This is a genomic window from uncultured Campylobacter sp., from assembly GCF_938017775.1.
Taxonomy (GTDB): Bacteria; Campylobacterota; Campylobacteria; order Campylobacterales; family Campylobacteraceae; genus Campylobacter_B.
The window spans coordinates 1-14,346 of the sequence record NZ_CALIIU010000019.1 but is presented as its reverse complement, the minus strand read 5'-3'; the positions used below and the strand labels follow the sequence as shown (position 1 = coordinate 14,346).

Below are 14,346 nucleotides of genomic sequence, written 5' to 3'. Positions count from 1 at the left end.
TTTTAGAATTTTATAATCGAGATTCCGCCCGCCCTAAATTTACGGCTAAATTTTAAAATTTCGTAACGTAGAATTTAAAATTTACGCTGGCGTCGCTCCACGCTACGATAAAATTTCAAAAAATTTTGTAAATTTAATCCAAGCCTCGCGTGGTAAAATTTCAAGCCAAAATTTTACGTTAAAACTTCTGCGCCGCATTTTGTCAAGATAAAATCTGCACTTTAAAATTTTAAATCCGAACATCCCGTCCGTTTTAAATTTATGGCTAAATTTTAAATTTGCCTTTTCTACTCTCGCTAAATTCCGAAATTTTGCCCCGTCCGCGCCGCTATTAAATTTGAAATTCTACCCGATTTAGCGCCTAAAATTCGTGAAATTTAATTTACAAAATAATATAATCATAAAATTATTCCAACGAAACAGGATGGGCGTATGAAAGAAATTAGCGGATCGCAGATGATCGTGGAGGCGTTGCGGCAGGAGGGGGTTGAGGTTGTTTTCGGCTACCCGGGCGGCGCGGCGCTGAACATATACGATGAAATTTACAAACAAAAATACTTCAGACATATTTTGGTGCGCCACGAGCAGGCCGCGGCGATGGCTGCGGACGGATACGCGCGCGCTAGCGGCAAGGTAGGCGTGGCCGTCGTCACAAGCGGTCCTGGATTTACGAACGCGCTTACAGGGCTTGCTACGGCGTATAGCGACAGCATCCCGATCGTGCTTATCAGCGGTCAGGTGGCGACCTCGCTTATCGGCACCGACGCCTTTCAGGAGATCGATGCGATCGGAATTTCACGCCCCTGCGTCAAGCATAACTATCTAGTTAAAACGATCGAAGAGCTGCCTAGAATTTTAAAAGAGGCCTTTTACATCGCTCGCAGCGGCAGACCCGGACCCGTGCACGTCGATATTCCCAAAGACGTAACGGCGAAGCTTGGAGTTTTTGAATATCCTAGCGAAATCAAGATGCAGACTTACAAGCCGAATTATAAGGGTAACGCTAAGCAGATCAAAAAAGCCGTCGAGCTAATCGCTAATTCCAAAAAACCCATTCTCTACATCGGAGGCGGAGTTATTAGCGCGGACGCAAGCGAGCTGGTTCGCGAGCTTAGCGAGTTTGCGCAGATCCCAGTCGTGCAAACCCTTATGGCGCTGGGAGCGGTGCGAAGCGACGATAAGCTAAATTTAGGTATGGTTGGAATGCACGGCAGCTACGCCGCAAATATGGCGCTTAGCGAGTCTGATCTGATAATCTGCTTGGGCGCGAGATTTGACGATCGCGTCACGGGTAAGCTTAGCGAATTTGGCAAAAACGCAAAGATCATCCACGTCGATATCGATCCTAGCTCGATCTCTAAGATTATAAACGCGGATTATCCGATCGTGGGGGACGTGAAATCGGTGCTAGAGGAGATGCTGCCGCGTATTAAAAGCGAGGTCAGCCCTGCAAATTTCGAGCAGTGGCGCGAGCTCATCCGCAAATACGATGAAATTCACCCGCTTAAATTTAACGACAGCGATGAAATTTTAAAGCCGCAGTGGGTTATACAAAGTACCGCAAAAATCGCGGGCGAGGACGCTATCATCGCTACGGACGTGGGGCAGCATCAGATGTGGGTTGCGCAGTTTTATCCGTTTTGCAAGCCGCGCACTCTGCTAAGTAGCGGCGGGCAGGGCACGATGGGATACGGCCTCCCTGCGGCATTGGGCGCGAAGGCCTATGCGGGAAATAGACCCGTTATAAATTTCAGCGGCGACGGCTCGATTTTGATGAATATCCAAGAGCTGATGACGGCGAGCGCGAGCGGTCTAAACGTCGTAAATATCGTATTAAACAACAATTTCTTAGGTATGGTGAGGCAGTGGCAGAGCCTATTTTACGGGCAGCGTTTCTCATCGACCGATCTTAGCTCGCAGCCTGATTTCGTAAAGATTGTCGAGGGCTTCGGCGGCCTGGGCTTTAGCGTTAGCACCAAAGCGGAATTTAAGGACGCGCTGAAGCGGGCTCTTGCGAGCAAAAAGGTAAGCGTCATCGAGGCCAAGATCGATCGCTTCGAAAACGTCTGGCCGATGGTGCCCGCAGGCGGCGCGCTTTATAATATGATTTTTGAGCAGGAGTCGCAAAGATGAATAGCATAAGAAGAATAATCTCGGTCGTCGTTACTGACGAGCACGGCGTTTTATCGCGGATCTCGGGGCTTTTTGCGGGGCGCGGCTATAATATTGACAGCCTCACCGTTGCGCCGATCCCAAATACCGGTCTATCGCGCCTTAGCATCGTCACTTCGGGCGACGAGCGCGTCATAGAGCAGATCACTAAGCAGCTTCATAAACTGATCCCCGTCTACAAGGTCATCGAGGATGCAAAATTCGTCGAAAAGGAGATGGTTTTGGTAAAGATCGCGCTGGGCGAAAATTTAGCGGGGCTTGATGCGGTTTTAAAAGCCTACAACGGCAGCATCGCAAACAGCGACGACAGCAAGATCGTCATCATGGCGTGCGACGACGCAGACCGCATCGATGGATTTTTAAAGACGATAAAAAAATACAATCCGATCGACGTCGTCCGCGGCGGCAGCGTCGCGCTGGATATGTAAGCGGCGATAAAATTTAATCAAAGGAGCGCAAATGAAATTATCAAAAATTGCCGAAATTTTAAACATAGAGCTTAACGGAGCGGACGCGGAGATCACCGCGATCAATTCGCTTCAAAACGCAAGGCAAAGCGAGCTGAGCTACTGCGATAGCGACAAAAACGAGAAATTTTTATCCGCCACCAAAGCCGCCGCCGTATTGGTAAAGTGCGGCACCGTAGCCCCAAGCGGCGTGCGAGCGCTGGAGTGCGAAAATCCGCATCTAGCCTTTGCTATCTTAAGCGCGCATTTTGCTAAGCCGCTCATTCGCAGCGGCGCGCCCGCAAAGATCGCCGCCAGCGCGCAGATCGGGCAGAGCGTGCATATCGGCGTAAATTCCACGATCGGCGAGAATTGCGTTATCTTAAGCGGCGCGTATATCGGCGATGACGTGCATATCGGAAGCGGCTGCGTGATCCACGCAAACGCCGTCATCTATAACGACACGATCATCGGCGAGCGCTGCGTGATCCACGCAAACGCCGTCATCGGAAGCGATGGCTTCGGCTACGCGCACACCAAAACGGGCGAGCATGTTAAAATTTATCACAACGGCAACGTCGTGCTGCAAGACGAGGTCGAAATCGGCGCGTGCACGACGATCGATCGCGCGGTATTCGGCTCGACGATCGTTAAGCGCGGCAGCAAGATCGACAATCTCGTTCAAATCGGGCACAACTGCGAGCTTGGGCAAAACTGCCTCATCGTCTCTCAAGTTGGGCTTGCGGGCTCGACGACGCTTGGACGCAACGTCGTGATGGGCGGACAGAGCGGCAGCGGCGGGCACGTAAGCGTGGGTGATTTCGCTCAGATCGCGGCGCGCGGCGGTATAAGCAAGGATCTAGCGGGCGGCAAAAACTACGCAGGGCATCCTATAATGGAGCTTGGCGAGTGGTTCAAGCTACAGGCTAAGATCGTTAGATTTTTTAAAGATAAAAAGCACTAGCCGTTTTGCCTTGGCTGATTAGATCGATCGGCTTGATTTGATCGTTTTGATCGTTCGCTCTGATCGACTCCTCTAGCCAGCTCGATTTGATCGGTTCGCGTCGTTTTAGTGAAGTTTGAAACCGTCAGGAAGTTGGCGATTGTGGAGTGGTTTGCGTTGCCGTTTGGGTTTTTGTATAGTTTGCAAACCGCTGCGGCGGTAAATTTTGCCCTTTTATCGGCGAAATTCTGCCCGCGCCATTTTTCATCGTGTGCTTGCTTTGTGGGCGCGGTAGAATTTGATCTACTCGTTTTGAAATACGTTTGCTCGCAGTCATTGCGGCCAAGCTTTACGAGCGCTTTAAATCAGCGCAAATTTAATGAAAGGAAAAACAATGATAGAGATGTTTTTATGCTCCTATTTTGCGGGTGCGGCGACGCTTTTTGAGGACTATGCGAGGCAAAATATCCGTGCCAAGGAGGTGCTTTTTATCCCGACCGCCGCAAACGTAGAGGAGTACCGAGGCTACGTGGACGAGGCGAAAGAGGCGTTTGCCAAAATGGGTTTTGAGGTTCAAATTTTAGACGTTTCCAAAGCGAGCGAGGCCGAAGCGAAGGCAAAGATCGGCGCGGCACAGATGCTTTACGTAAGCGGCGGCAACACATTTTATCTTTTGCGCGAACTTAAAAAGAAAGGTCTTACAGGCCTCATCACCAGTCGCGTCCGAAGCGGCGAGCTCATCTACGTGGGTGAGTCGGCGGGCGCGATGATCGCAGCTCCCAGCGTGGAGTACGCAAGCGTGATGGACGATGCGGGCGACTACGGGGCCGCGGCGCAAACGGGGCTTGATCTGGTTAAATTTTGCCCCGTGCCGCACTACGGCGAGGAGCCCTTCGTGCAAAGCACAGCCGAAATTTTAAAAATTTACGGCAGTAAGCTAAATTTGACGCCGATAAATAACGCCGAAGCGATCGCGGTGCACGGCGATAAATTTGAAATTTTAGGGCGCTAAACTGCAGCGTGAAAGTAAAATTTAGTAATTAAACGTTTCGTAAAATTTATGCTTACATTTGCGCATAGAGCTGCGAAGTGAAATTTTAACTTAGGTGTGCGAGTGTCGCTAACGAATAAATTTAATCAAAGGATTAAAATGAAAATACTACTTATCAACGGCGGAGCGCCGTTTAACGGCAAAGGCGGCAAGCTAAGTAAAACCTTGCACGAGCTAGCAAAAAGGACGCTAAAGTCCATAGGGCACGAAACGCGCGAAACCACGATACATGAGGGCTACGACTTAGAGGGCGAGGTGGAGAAATTTCTATGGATGGACTCCGTGATCTGGCAGATGCCCGCGTGGTGGATGGGCGAGCCTTGGCTAGTCAAAAAGTACGTTGACGAGGTGTTTATGGGCGGCATAGGCAAGATAGTGGCAAACGACGGGCGACACAGCGCAAATCCAAATGACGGATACGGCACCGGCGGACTGATAAAGGGCAAATCGCACATGCTAAGCGTCACTTGGAATGCGCCGCTTCAGGCATTTGACAAACCAGGCGATTTTTTCGAGGACGTGGGCGTGGACGGCGTTTATTTGCATTTTCATAAAGCAAACGAGTTTTTAGGCACAAAGAGGCTGCCTACTTTTATGTGCAACGACGTCGTTAAAAACCCGGACGTAGAGCGTTTTATGAGAGATTACGAAGCGCATCTAAAAAGGGTTTTCGGCTAGCCTTAACGGACCCAAGAGTTATCTACTCGCAATACAGCGCCAGATGGGCTAAAACGGATTATAAAATCGCTTCTTAAGTTCGGATATTACGTCGTTTGTGAAATTTTAATCGGTAAATATCGGATCTACGCGGGTTTGCCACTTCGCAAGCGGTGGTGCGATATGAAGCCAAAAGTATGGTTTGTAACGGCGGCACTGGCATCCGTATTCGCTCATATAGCGAGCGCAGTATTAGAATTTCGCGCCTAGCGAGTAAAATTAATGCAGACGCGCCCGCGCGTTTTTGATTGCGCCTGTCCGTTTATTTACGGCGCAGACGCTAAATTTCATTAGGCTTTGCTTGCGCGCAGTATCTTTAAAACGTCGCCAAAGGAGCGAAATGTTAAAAATTGATATGCTTAAATTCTTTCGCTCGGGCGAGTTTGCAGGCGTAGAAAGGGGCTTGAGCTGCGCGCAGATCGCCGCGATGTTCGGCCCTGCGGATGCGAGCTTTAAGAGCGCGGGAGCTGAAATTTTAAGATACGGCGCCTTTGAGTTTCACTTTTTTCGGGACGAAATTTTTATGATTTTTTCGGATCATTTCAGAAGCGAGCCTCTAAATTTCGGCGGCGCAAGGGCGCAGCAAATCGAAATCGAGCCTTGGATATTATCGGGCTGCCCTGCTCCCATCGATCTTGCGGCGGCAAAAGACGCTTTAGATTGCGAGCGGATCGAGTATCGCGAGCTCGCAACAGATGAAGGTTTGAAGCTAGACTTAAGCAGCGGCGTTACGCTTGCGTTTGAAAGCTTAAGCGGGTTGGGCGGGCCCCGCGGCTACGAGCTTGCCGCATTTTGGATGAAATTTTAGCGGAATTTAAAAAGAGAAATATTTTCTTTCGCGCGCTTTTTAAATTTAGCTTTTAAATTTACTCTTCGTCGAATGAAAATGAATGAAAATCCAAGCTAAATTTTGGCAGAAGCGGCGCCTTGTATCGCGCACGGCGCCGGAAAAACCGAACCGTATTGGCTACAGAAGTGCGGATTTAAAGATCGTGAAAGTTTGGAGTGAGTAGCTCCGCTTTTCTGCCGCTACGGCGCGCCAGGATGAAGTGCCGAGATAAAATTTTAAACAAAAGAGCTTTGATGTTTTTTGATACAAAATACGATGAAAAAAGATCGCTAGCTTTAATCAGATGAATACGCTTTTAAGATGCGTGCTGCTGTTTTTTATCCTTGGCGCGGGCGCGGCGCTGTATATGTCCTACACCGCGGTGCTACCTTCTAGCCCAGAGGATTTGCAGACCATAGAGAGGGGCGCGTCATATATGTGCAAACGAATAAGGGCAGAGGGACTAGTTATTATAAGTTAAATTTGGTGGATGGCGCGCTTAAACAGAGGCGTTTTTATTTAGATGTTTACGGTACACAGATAGACGGATACAGGGCCGCGATATACGACAAGGACGTAAAAATTTGGTACCAAAGGGTCAGGGGCGATACCGACCTTGCACGGCAGATCGCCCTTAAAGACGGGCAAATGGTTTTAAAATACGATTATGCTTTTGCAACCAGATTTTATTACAATACCATATCCGATTCCTATAAAATCACATATTTGAAATGGGGCGGCGGTACGCTTGCGCTTTTGATCATTCAGATCGTTTTGACTCGGATAGCAAGGAAAAAATACTGCGCCAAATGGGGCTACTACGAAAAACCTACGAATAAAATTTAAACTCGGTCGTCGCCGAATAAATTTAGGCAAAATTTTAACCTGGTAAAATTTCTGATCGGCTTTTGTGCGCTGATTAAATTTACACGCCAGTTGCGCCGCAAAATTTAAATCTTAAATTTAAAGAGCGAAATAGAGAAAGTGAAATCGCGGTTTAAATTTTACTTTTTAAAATCGTTTTGAAAAAGGGCGGGTAGAGACCAGAGTTTTATCACGGAATTTTGTTTTTGGCAACTCCTGCGGGGAGCGACAGAAACGCGCACTCTTTATTTTTTATTTGCGCGGTCAAGTCGGTGCTTTAAAATTTACTCGCTTTTGGATGGTGGTTTGGCCGTCGATGAAATCTTGGTCACAAACTCATACTTCAAAATTTAGCTGTAGTGAAATGGCAGTGCAGCTTAAGCATAAATTTTATCGTTGTGCCTAAGTTTTACTTCGACATCATGCGCGGTAAATTTATTAAATTTCACGCTGTGCAATGTAGGAAAAATCGGTCTGTAAATTTCTCAAATAGGTGGCAAAATTTAGCCCAAATTTAAGGCTAAATTTTCACACGCTTCCTAATTTTTCTCGATTAATTTCCTCTCGATAAAGCTTAAAATTTCATCCGCGCTTACGCTTTCGCGTTTTAGACCTGCGCGAGTGATGAACTCGACGCTTCCCTCCGCTAGGGCTTTGCCCGCGAGCACCGCGTACGGAAAGCCCATCAGCTCGAAGTCGTTCATCTTCACGCCGAAACGCTCCGCGCGATCGTCTAGCAGTACGCGAACGCCCAGTGCGCGGCACTGCTCGTACAGTTTCTCGGCAAATTCTACCGCTGCCGCGTCTTTGTGATTTGAGATGATGATCTCAAGCTCGAAAGGCGCCAGCTCGCGCGGCCAGATGCAGCCTCGCTCGTCATGGCTGCTTTCGATCGCTACGGCGATAAGGCGGCTTGCGCCGATGCCGTAGCAGCCCATGTAAAACGCACGAGCCTTGCCGTTTGCGTCCAAAAATCGCGCTCCCATCGGCTCTGAATAGCGCGTGCCGAGCTGAAAGATATGGCCTACCTCGATTCCTTTCGTGATGCTAAGCTCGCCGCCGCAGCACGGACATGCATCGCCTTCGCTCACAGCGGCGAGATCCGCAAAGCGCGATTCGTTAAAATTTATCACGCTAGCGCCCACGTAGTGGTAATCCGGCTCATTTGCGCCCACGATCATCTCGCGCGCTCCTTTTAGCTCGGCGTCGATATAAAATTTCGCCCCCTCGCCGAGCCCGAAAGGTCCGCAAAAGCCCGCCGTAAAGCCCGCTTGCGTGATCTCCTCCTCGCTGGCATCGATTAGCTCCAGCGCACCGCAGGCGTTTTGCGCCTTGGTCTCTTGCAGCTCGTCGCAGCCGCGGATAAAAAACGCTACGATCTCGCTGCGATCCTCGTATAGCGCTTTTTTGATCACCGCTTTGATAGTGTAGAATTTATCCACTTTGAAAAATTCCGCGACTGCGTCGATCGTTTTCATCGCGGGGGTTTTAAATTTCATCATGCCGTCGGTCTCGGGCGCGGCGGCGTTCGTAGTTTTGGGCGCGCGGCGCGCAGCCTCGATGTTTGCGGCATACTCGCAGCGCTTGCACACGATTATATCGTCCTCGCCGTTGTCCGCTAGCACCATAAATTCCTTACTGCCGCTGCCGCCGATCGCGCCGCTGTCCGCATCGACCGCGCGGAAATTTAACCCAAGCCGCGTAAAGATCCGCGAGTACGCCTGCCTCATCACCTCAAACTCACGCTTCATATCCGCAGCGTCTGCGTGGAAGCTATAAGCGTCCTTCATCGTAAACTCGCGTCCGCGCAGAAGCCCGAAGCGAGGGCGCGCCTCGTCGCGGAATTTCGTATTGATCTGATAGATATTTAGCGGCAGCTGCTTGTAGCTCGTGATCTTATCCGCTACCATCAAAACCGCTGCCTCCTCGTTGGTTGGGCTTAGCACGAAGTCGTTATCCTTGCGGTCTTTGAAGCGCAGCAGCTCCTTGCCGTATTTGGCGTAACGACCGCTTTTTTTCCACGCATCCGCAGACGTCACGACGCTAAAAGAGACCTCCTGCGCGCCCGCAGCGTCCATCTCCTGCCTGATGACGGCGCAGATCCGCTCCAGCACTATCTTTCCTAGCGGCAAAAAATTATAAAGCCCGCTGCCCAGCTGCTCGATAAATCCCGCGCGGATCAAAAGCGCGTGACTAGGTAGTACCGCGTCTCTGGGAGCCTCTTTTAGGCTCGGAGCGAAAAGCTTGCTAAATTTCATTTTGTTTGTCCTTTTTTTCGTTTTCTTGATTTAAAAATTTTTCGTAGTTTTCTTGCAGTTCAAAAATTTCTACTAGCGCATTTACCGTGCCCTCAGCATCGTCCGCTTCGCCGAGGTTTTTCAAATTTACCGTCGGAGCGTGCAGAAACGCTTTAAAAACCTGATGGATCAGCTTGCGCGCCTCCTCTGCATCGCTGTGCTTTAGATAACCTTTTTTAAGCGCCTTGGCTAGCTCCAGCTCGGCTACTTGTTTCGCGCTCTGGCGCAAGGCCTTGATGATCGGCGTGGATGCCGCCGCCTTGAGCCATTTGAAAAACTCGTTCGTGTATTTTGCCACGATCGAGTAAGCGATCTGCGCCTGCTCCTCGCGAAGCAGCAAATTTTTCTTTACGATCTCCTCCAGATCATCGACGCTATAAACCTCGACGTCCTCACTTTGGGTGAGCTCTACGTCGCGCGGCACGGCTATATCGAAAAAATATCGCTTAAAGCTTTTGGGCTCTAACAAGCTATCGGTAATGATCGGCTCTTGCGAGCCCGTAGCGCTGAAAAATAGGCTATTTACGTTTAGATATTTTTTGAGATTATCAAGGCTATCGATTTTAATACGGGATTGCGCCTGCGCGGAGGAATTCGCTAAAGGGGCAGAATTTTTATCGTCCTTTGGATTTTCGCCTGCTATGCGAGATTCATTGCTGTCTGCAAAAGTCTCTTTATTAAAATTTACGCCGTCTTTGGAATTTTGTTTTTGCGCGGGATTTTCGCCCGCGAAATTCGCGATATTTCCGGAATTTAAGCCGTCTGAATTTTTTCCTGTGCCTGGATTTTCATCCGCGCAATTTTTCGCATCCAAGGAATTCTCGCCAAGTAGCGAGGCGGCTAGCCTCTGCGCACCGGCTAAATTTCGGTTCAAGATCGTGATATTAGCGCCGTTTGCGAGCAGGTGTTTGCACGCTAGCTCGCTCATCTCTCCCGCGCCCACTACCACGGCGTCCGCGCCCTGCAAGGAGCCCAGTCTATCCTTTGCCATCGCCACGGCGACGCTTGAGACCGAGATCGGATTTTTTGAAATTTCGGTTTGGTTGCGGATGCGCGCCGCGCACTTTAGCGCTTCATCTATCGCTCTTGCGATCTGCGCGCCGGCGCGAGCGTTTTGCATCGCGAATTTATAGGCGTCTTTGAGCTGGCCTACGATCTGAGTTTCGCCCACTACGAGGCTATCAAGAGATGCTGCGACGGCGAAAAGGTGGTGTATCGCGCCGCGATCCTCATATATGTCGGCTAGGTTTTGCAGCTCTTCAAAGCTCACGCCGCTAATACGCGAAAGTGCCAAAAGCACAAATTTCTGCGCTTCATCAAAGTCGCTTACGACGGTGAAAATTTCTACGCGGTTGCAGGTGCTTAGCACCAAACACTCCTCTATCGCGGAGTTCGAAGCCAAAAGGCGCAAAATTTCTTTCTTGCGCACATCGTTTGAAAACGAAAGTTTTTCGCGAACCGTGATATCCGTGTTTTTGTGGGTGAAGCTCACGCTCATATACGCCATCAAAACTCCCTATCTATCATATCTCGCACGATTTGCTCCAGCTTGTCGTTTTTAAATTCCGCCACGGCTTCGAGCGCCTTCTGCCCGTAGGCGCGAGCTTCGTTTATACAGCGCTCGATGATGCCGTGCTCGCTAAGCTTCGCTTTTATCCATGAAATTTCGCTCTCGCGCAGCTGTTTTTTAAAAAACGATTTTAGCTTTTGCCGCTGTGCATCATCTAAATTTTCGTATAAATAGATGTAGGGCAGAGTGGTTTTACCCTCCGCGAAATCGCTCAAGCTCGGCTTGCCGAGCACTTCTGAGCTTTGCGTCACATCTAAAATATCGTCGATGATCTGAAAGGCAAGCCCAAGGTTTTTGCCGTATTCGCCGAATTTTGCGCTCGCGCTTGAAATTTTATCATGATCTTTCGCGGCTTTCGGATTCCTATCCTCGTTTTTTGCGCCGTTAATATCTGAAATTTCGCTGCGATTTTCCGCGCCGCCGAATTTCAAAAAAGCCCCGCAGCGCGCGACTTCTTCGATCAAAGCGGAGGTTTTTAGATAGATCATCTGCAGATATTTGCTCGCATCGTCGTTGAAATCGTCGCTTAAGCTCACGTCCATTAGCTCACCCACAGCAAGCTTCGTGACGGCGAGCGAAAGCGCGGCGGCGATGTGGTTTTCAAATTTAGAAAGCTCGAAGTATGCCTTGGAATAGAGTATGTCGCCCAGCATCACGGCATTTTTGGAGCCGTAGGTGGCGTTGATCGAGGGCTTGCCGCGGCGCACCGAGCTTTCGTCGATGACGTCGTCGTGCAGCAGGCTCGCGGCTTGAATGAGCTCGATAATCGCGCACAGACGCAGCGATTTTTCATCTTTTTGCGCGATGTTTAGCAGCAGCTTGGAGCGCAGTTTTTTGCCGGGGCTTAGCCTGTCAAACATCTCGCCAGCGGGCTCGTATCCGCAGTCTGCGATGAAGCTTTTCATAATTAAATCGATTTGATCTTGCATTATTCGTTATTGCTTAGGATATTTCCGCTCATTTGCAAAAATTTGTCGTTTAGCTCGTCTTGTAGATCCTGCTGCGCGATGAAGCTTTCGATCTCGCGCTCGCTAATACCGCGCGCTTCGCAGAGCCGCTCACAGGCGATTAGGCGGATTAGAGCTTCTTCGATTTCGTTTTGCACCAAAGTAGGGCTTGCAGCGGATAAAATTTCAAAAAATTTCTCTCTTGGGCTGCCTTCAAAAATATCCATTTACCTTCCTTAAAATTTCGCGATTATAGCAAATGTAAAATTTAATTTAGGTTAGGGCGCGGCAAACTATCGGGGCTTTTAAAACAGGAGCGATTACGCAGATTTTGCGCTTGCGTTCGGTAAATTTTAAGCTTAAGCGCGGGATTTTGGGCTTTAGATTTCGCAATTTTAAAATTTTACTTGTTTGCGAGATAGGCAGAGCGAGCGGAATTTAAAAATTTAATCTTGGTAGCGTGGCGGATTAAACGCGAAACTTTGCAGATAGGCGGAATTTTAAATTTACAGATAAGCGGCTTGATTTTTGCGGAAATTTTAAAATTCCGTGGCGCGGGTGAAATTTTGGATTTCTTGTGAGCGGACAGAATTCTGCTTTACTTGAGCGGTAAAATTCTTGAATTTCGCGCAGCCGGAGAGGATTTTCGCTTTGCTTGTGCGGTAAAATTTTGATTTCTGCACGGCGGATAAATTCTATTCTCACAAAATCTAATCGTGTGTATAACACAGATCAGGCTTTTTAAAATTTTAAAATTCCGCCGCTTTGCGAGAATTTGAAATTTCATGGACGCAGCAAAATTCCAAAATCGCGTTTGGCATTAAATTTTAAGTCTGGTTTTCGAGGCAAATTTTAAATTAATCTGCGAGAGTATCTCTAAATTTAGAATTCCGTCACCTTTTACAAATAGGATTTTCATTTTTTACGCAGATAAAATCGCGCACCACAAAAGCTACTTTTAAAATTTTAAATTCCACTCGCGCAGATGAAATCCCGGTTTCTCGTGCTAGCGGAATTTTCTGCGCAAGGATTATTTTTAAATTTAACCTCGCTTACGTTGCACGCGAAGATGGAATTTGCTCTATTTTAAGAGCCTAAGCGTGATTTTGCCATGCTGCAATACTACTTTTAATTAGCTATGCCTCAAAAGCTAGGCTACTTTAAATTCCGCCGATGATTTCGCGCGCTTGCGTGATGCTTAGGGCATTGCGACTTAGTTCGCTAGGCTCGCCAAACCCCCAGCATACCTGCAAATACTCAAGTTTTGCGCCTCTTAGATCTGCCAAGTTTGCCCGAAAACATCGCGCTGCTGCAGCTTGTGCGCTTTCCGTCGCTTCTGCTTTTGCGGAAATTTTAGCGCCTTTAAAGCTTAGCGTTGCCGCCCCGTCAGCATCTGTGTCGTTAGGGCGGAATTTTTCATCTGAGTTAAGATTTTCGCCGCAAGAGCTTAAGCTTCCGCTGCTAGCGCTGAAATTCTCTCTACTCGTGTCACGGCTAGCATTTAAGCTCTTGCCGTCATTGCCGCCTTGAAATTCTAAATTTTGTAAAAATTCCGCGCCACGAAGTGCGGCTAACTCATCCTTTTTGCTATCACCTAAAAAAATCGCGTTTTTGTGCGGCGAGCGTGCGATTACGTGTAGCAGCATCGCAGGGTTAGGCTTTGAGGGCATCTGCTCGTCAGCGCCTACGACCAGATCAAATAGCCTGCGCACCCCCGTTTTTTCTAAGATCGCGCTTAGGGTATAGGAAGGCGCATTGGAGGCGACTGCAAGAAAAAATCCTGCTTTTTTGCACGAGTGCAAAAGATCTTCGATACCTTCGTAAAGCACGGCGAAATCGCGGTAATTGCTTACGAATTCCTTCTCGAAAAAAGCAAGCTCTTCGGCGCTCGCTTCGGTTTTGCCGTAAAATTCCAAAAAGGCGTTCTTGCTCGGATCGTTGATGGTGTGGACGATGAGATTCTTTCGTAGCGGCGCTAGTCCGTAGAGCTCGCGGCGAGTGTTATTGACGCTGATTTCGATCGCGCGCGAGGAGTCGAGCAGCGTGCCATCCATATCAAAAATCACGGTTTTCATCTAATAATCCTTTAAAAAATCGATTTTGTGCTTGTCTTTTTTGTAACTCTTATTATTTTTGAGCTTTTGCAGAGCGTTTGCTTCATGCTGTAGCGCTGATCTAAACGCGGCATCGCTGATCTGTCCTGCCTCGCTAGCATCAAGGACGTTTTTAGCAAAGCTCTCAAGTGCCTTGGTGTAGGGACTATCGAGATTTGTAGCGGCCGCTTTAGATAAAATTTCATAGTTTTTAGCTATTCGCTTCGCAAAAAGCTCTGCGTCGAAATCCTCGCGCTTTAGCAGTGCTACGGCTGATTTTACGAAGCGTTCTAACGCGCGGATATATTTAACGCGCTCATCTTTTTCTTTGATTTGCATGATTTTTCCTTAATTAAAGCGCGCATTATAGCAAAATTCGAAATTTTGGCAAAATTACGCATATTATAAAACTATATT

13 protein-coding genes are annotated in these 14,346 nt (G+C 48.5%); 7 read left to right on the top strand and 6 right to left on the bottom strand.

Annotated features, from left to right (window positions below; all coding sequences use genetic code 11):
- The first annotated feature begins 432 nt into the window (after positions 1 to 432).
- From Q0537_RS03155 to Q0537_RS03125, 7 genes are all read left to right on the top strand, one after another.
- Complete coding sequence (locus Q0537_RS03155; RefSeq protein WP_299225028.1) at positions 433 to 2,133, top strand: acetolactate synthase large subunit; 1,701 nt, start codon at positions 433 to 435, stop codon at positions 2,131 to 2,133.
- Positions 2,130 to 2,600: an acetolactate synthase small subunit gene (gene ilvN / locus Q0537_RS03150; RefSeq protein ID WP_298081850.1), complete on the top strand. Its 471-nt coding sequence runs from the start codon at positions 2,130 to 2,132 to the stop codon at positions 2,598 to 2,600. Before Q0537_RS03155 ends, ilvN begins: the two co-directional genes overlap by 4 nt.
- Before the next feature lie 31 nt (positions 2,601 to 2,631).
- Positions 2,632 to 3,582 (top strand): UDP-3-O-(3-hydroxymyristoyl)glucosamine N-acyltransferase, encoded by a 951-nt coding sequence (lpxD, locus tag Q0537_RS03145; protein WP_299225025.1) that lies wholly within the window; start codon positions 2,632 to 2,634, stop codon positions 3,580 to 3,582.
- A gap of 373 nt (positions 3,583 to 3,955) precedes the next feature.
- A complete protein-coding gene (locus Q0537_RS03140; RefSeq protein ID WP_299225023.1) occupies positions 3,956 to 4,573 on the top strand; it encodes a Type 1 glutamine amidotransferase-like domain-containing protein in 618 nt (205 codons plus the stop codon).
- A gap of 138 nt (positions 4,574 to 4,711) precedes the next feature.
- Positions 4,712 to 5,290 carry an NAD(P)H-dependent oxidoreductase gene (locus Q0537_RS03135; protein ID WP_299225021.1) on the top strand — a complete coding sequence of 193 codons (579 nt, stop codon included), beginning with the start codon at positions 4,712 to 4,714 and terminating at the stop codon, positions 5,288 to 5,290.
- A 379-nt stretch (positions 5,291 to 5,669) separates the two neighbouring features.
- Positions 5,670 to 6,137 (top strand): hypothetical protein, encoded by a 468-nt coding sequence (locus Q0537_RS03130; RefSeq protein ID WP_299225018.1) that lies wholly within the window; start codon positions 5,670 to 5,672, stop codon positions 6,135 to 6,137.
- A 459-nt stretch (positions 6,138 to 6,596) separates the two neighbouring features.
- Positions 6,597 to 7,004 carry a hypothetical protein gene (locus Q0537_RS03125; RefSeq protein ID WP_299225016.1) on the top strand — a complete coding sequence of 136 codons (408 nt, stop codon included), beginning with the start codon at positions 6,597 to 6,599 and terminating at the stop codon, positions 7,002 to 7,004.
- A gap of 557 nt (positions 7,005 to 7,561) precedes the next feature.
- On the opposite strand, the gene Q0537_RS03120 is transcribed toward Q0537_RS03125, so the two are convergent.
- From Q0537_RS03120 to Q0537_RS03095, 6 genes are all read right to left on the bottom strand, one after another.
- On the bottom strand, positions 7,562 to 9,280 hold the full coding sequence (locus Q0537_RS03120; RefSeq protein WP_299225014.1) for a proline--tRNA ligase: 1,719 nt from the start codon (positions 9,278 to 9,280) through the stop codon (positions 7,562 to 7,564).
- Complete coding sequence (gene hemA, locus Q0537_RS03115) at positions 9,270 to 10,826, bottom strand: glutamyl-tRNA reductase (protein ID WP_299225012.1); 1,557 nt, start codon at positions 10,824 to 10,826, stop codon at positions 9,270 to 9,272. The genes Q0537_RS03120 and hemA overlap by 11 nt, the downstream gene beginning before the upstream one ends.
- The gene (locus tag Q0537_RS03110) at positions 10,826 to 11,818 is read right to left on the bottom strand and encodes a polyprenyl synthetase family protein (protein WP_299225010.1); all 993 of its coding nucleotides are present in this window, start codon (positions 11,816 to 11,818) and stop codon (positions 10,826 to 10,828) included. Before Q0537_RS03110 ends, hemA begins: the two co-directional genes overlap by 1 nt.
- On the bottom strand, positions 11,818 to 12,063 hold the full coding sequence (locus Q0537_RS03105) for a DUF2018 family protein (protein WP_177387432.1): 246 nt from the start codon (positions 12,061 to 12,063) through the stop codon (positions 11,818 to 11,820). The genes Q0537_RS03110 and Q0537_RS03105 overlap by 1 nt, the downstream gene beginning before the upstream one ends.
- Positions 12,064 to 12,996: 933 nt before the next feature.
- Positions 12,997 to 13,911 carry an HAD family hydrolase gene (locus Q0537_RS03100; RefSeq protein WP_299225008.1) on the bottom strand — a complete coding sequence of 305 codons (915 nt, stop codon included), beginning with the start codon at positions 13,909 to 13,911 and terminating at the stop codon, positions 12,997 to 12,999.
- Positions 13,912 to 14,271 carry a hypothetical protein gene (locus tag Q0537_RS03095; protein WP_177387463.1) on the bottom strand — a complete coding sequence of 120 codons (360 nt, stop codon included), beginning with the start codon at positions 14,269 to 14,271 and terminating at the stop codon, positions 13,912 to 13,914. It abuts the gene before it with no gap.
- Between the last annotated feature and the right edge of the window lie 75 nt (positions 14,272 to 14,346).

What these genes read in the sequence shown, in the direction of transcription:
- lpxD (WP_299225025.1), top strand. Translation starts at nt 2,632, where the DNA reads ATGAAATTATCAAAAATTGCCGAAATTTTAAACATAGAGCTTAACGGA.
- Q0537_RS03100 (WP_299225008.1), bottom strand. Translation starts at nt 13,911, where the DNA reads ATGAAAACCGTGATTTTTGATATGGATGGCACGCTGCTCGACTCCTCG.
- Q0537_RS03155 (WP_299225028.1), top strand. Translation starts at nt 433, where the DNA reads ATGAAAGAAATTAGCGGATCGCAGATGATCGTGGAGGCGTTGCGGCAG.
- ilvN (WP_298081850.1), top strand. Translation starts at nt 2,130, where the DNA reads ATGAATAGCATAAGAAGAATAATCTCGGTCGTCGTTACTGACGAGCAC.
- Q0537_RS03135 (WP_299225021.1), top strand. Translation starts at nt 4,712, where the DNA reads ATGAAAATACTACTTATCAACGGCGGAGCGCCGTTTAACGGCAAAGGC.
- hemA (WP_299225012.1), bottom strand. Translation starts at nt 10,826, where the DNA reads ATGGCGTATATGAGCGTGAGCTTCACCCACAAAAACACGGATATCACG.
- Q0537_RS03105 (WP_177387432.1), bottom strand. Translation starts at nt 12,063, where the DNA reads ATGGATATTTTTGAAGGCAGCCCAAGAGAGAAATTTTTTGAAATTTTA.
- Q0537_RS03110 (WP_299225010.1), bottom strand. Translation starts at nt 11,818, where the DNA reads ATGCAAGATCAAATCGATTTAATTATGAAAAGCTTCATCGCAGACTGC.
- Q0537_RS03120 (WP_299225014.1), bottom strand. Translation starts at nt 9,280, where the DNA reads ATGAAATTTAGCAAGCTTTTCGCTCCGAGCCTAAAAGAGGCTCCCAGA.
- Q0537_RS03140 (WP_299225023.1), top strand. Translation starts at nt 3,956, where the DNA reads ATGATAGAGATGTTTTTATGCTCCTATTTTGCGGGTGCGGCGACGCTT.
- Q0537_RS03130 (WP_299225018.1), top strand. Translation starts at nt 5,670, where the DNA reads ATGTTAAAAATTGATATGCTTAAATTCTTTCGCTCGGGCGAGTTTGCA.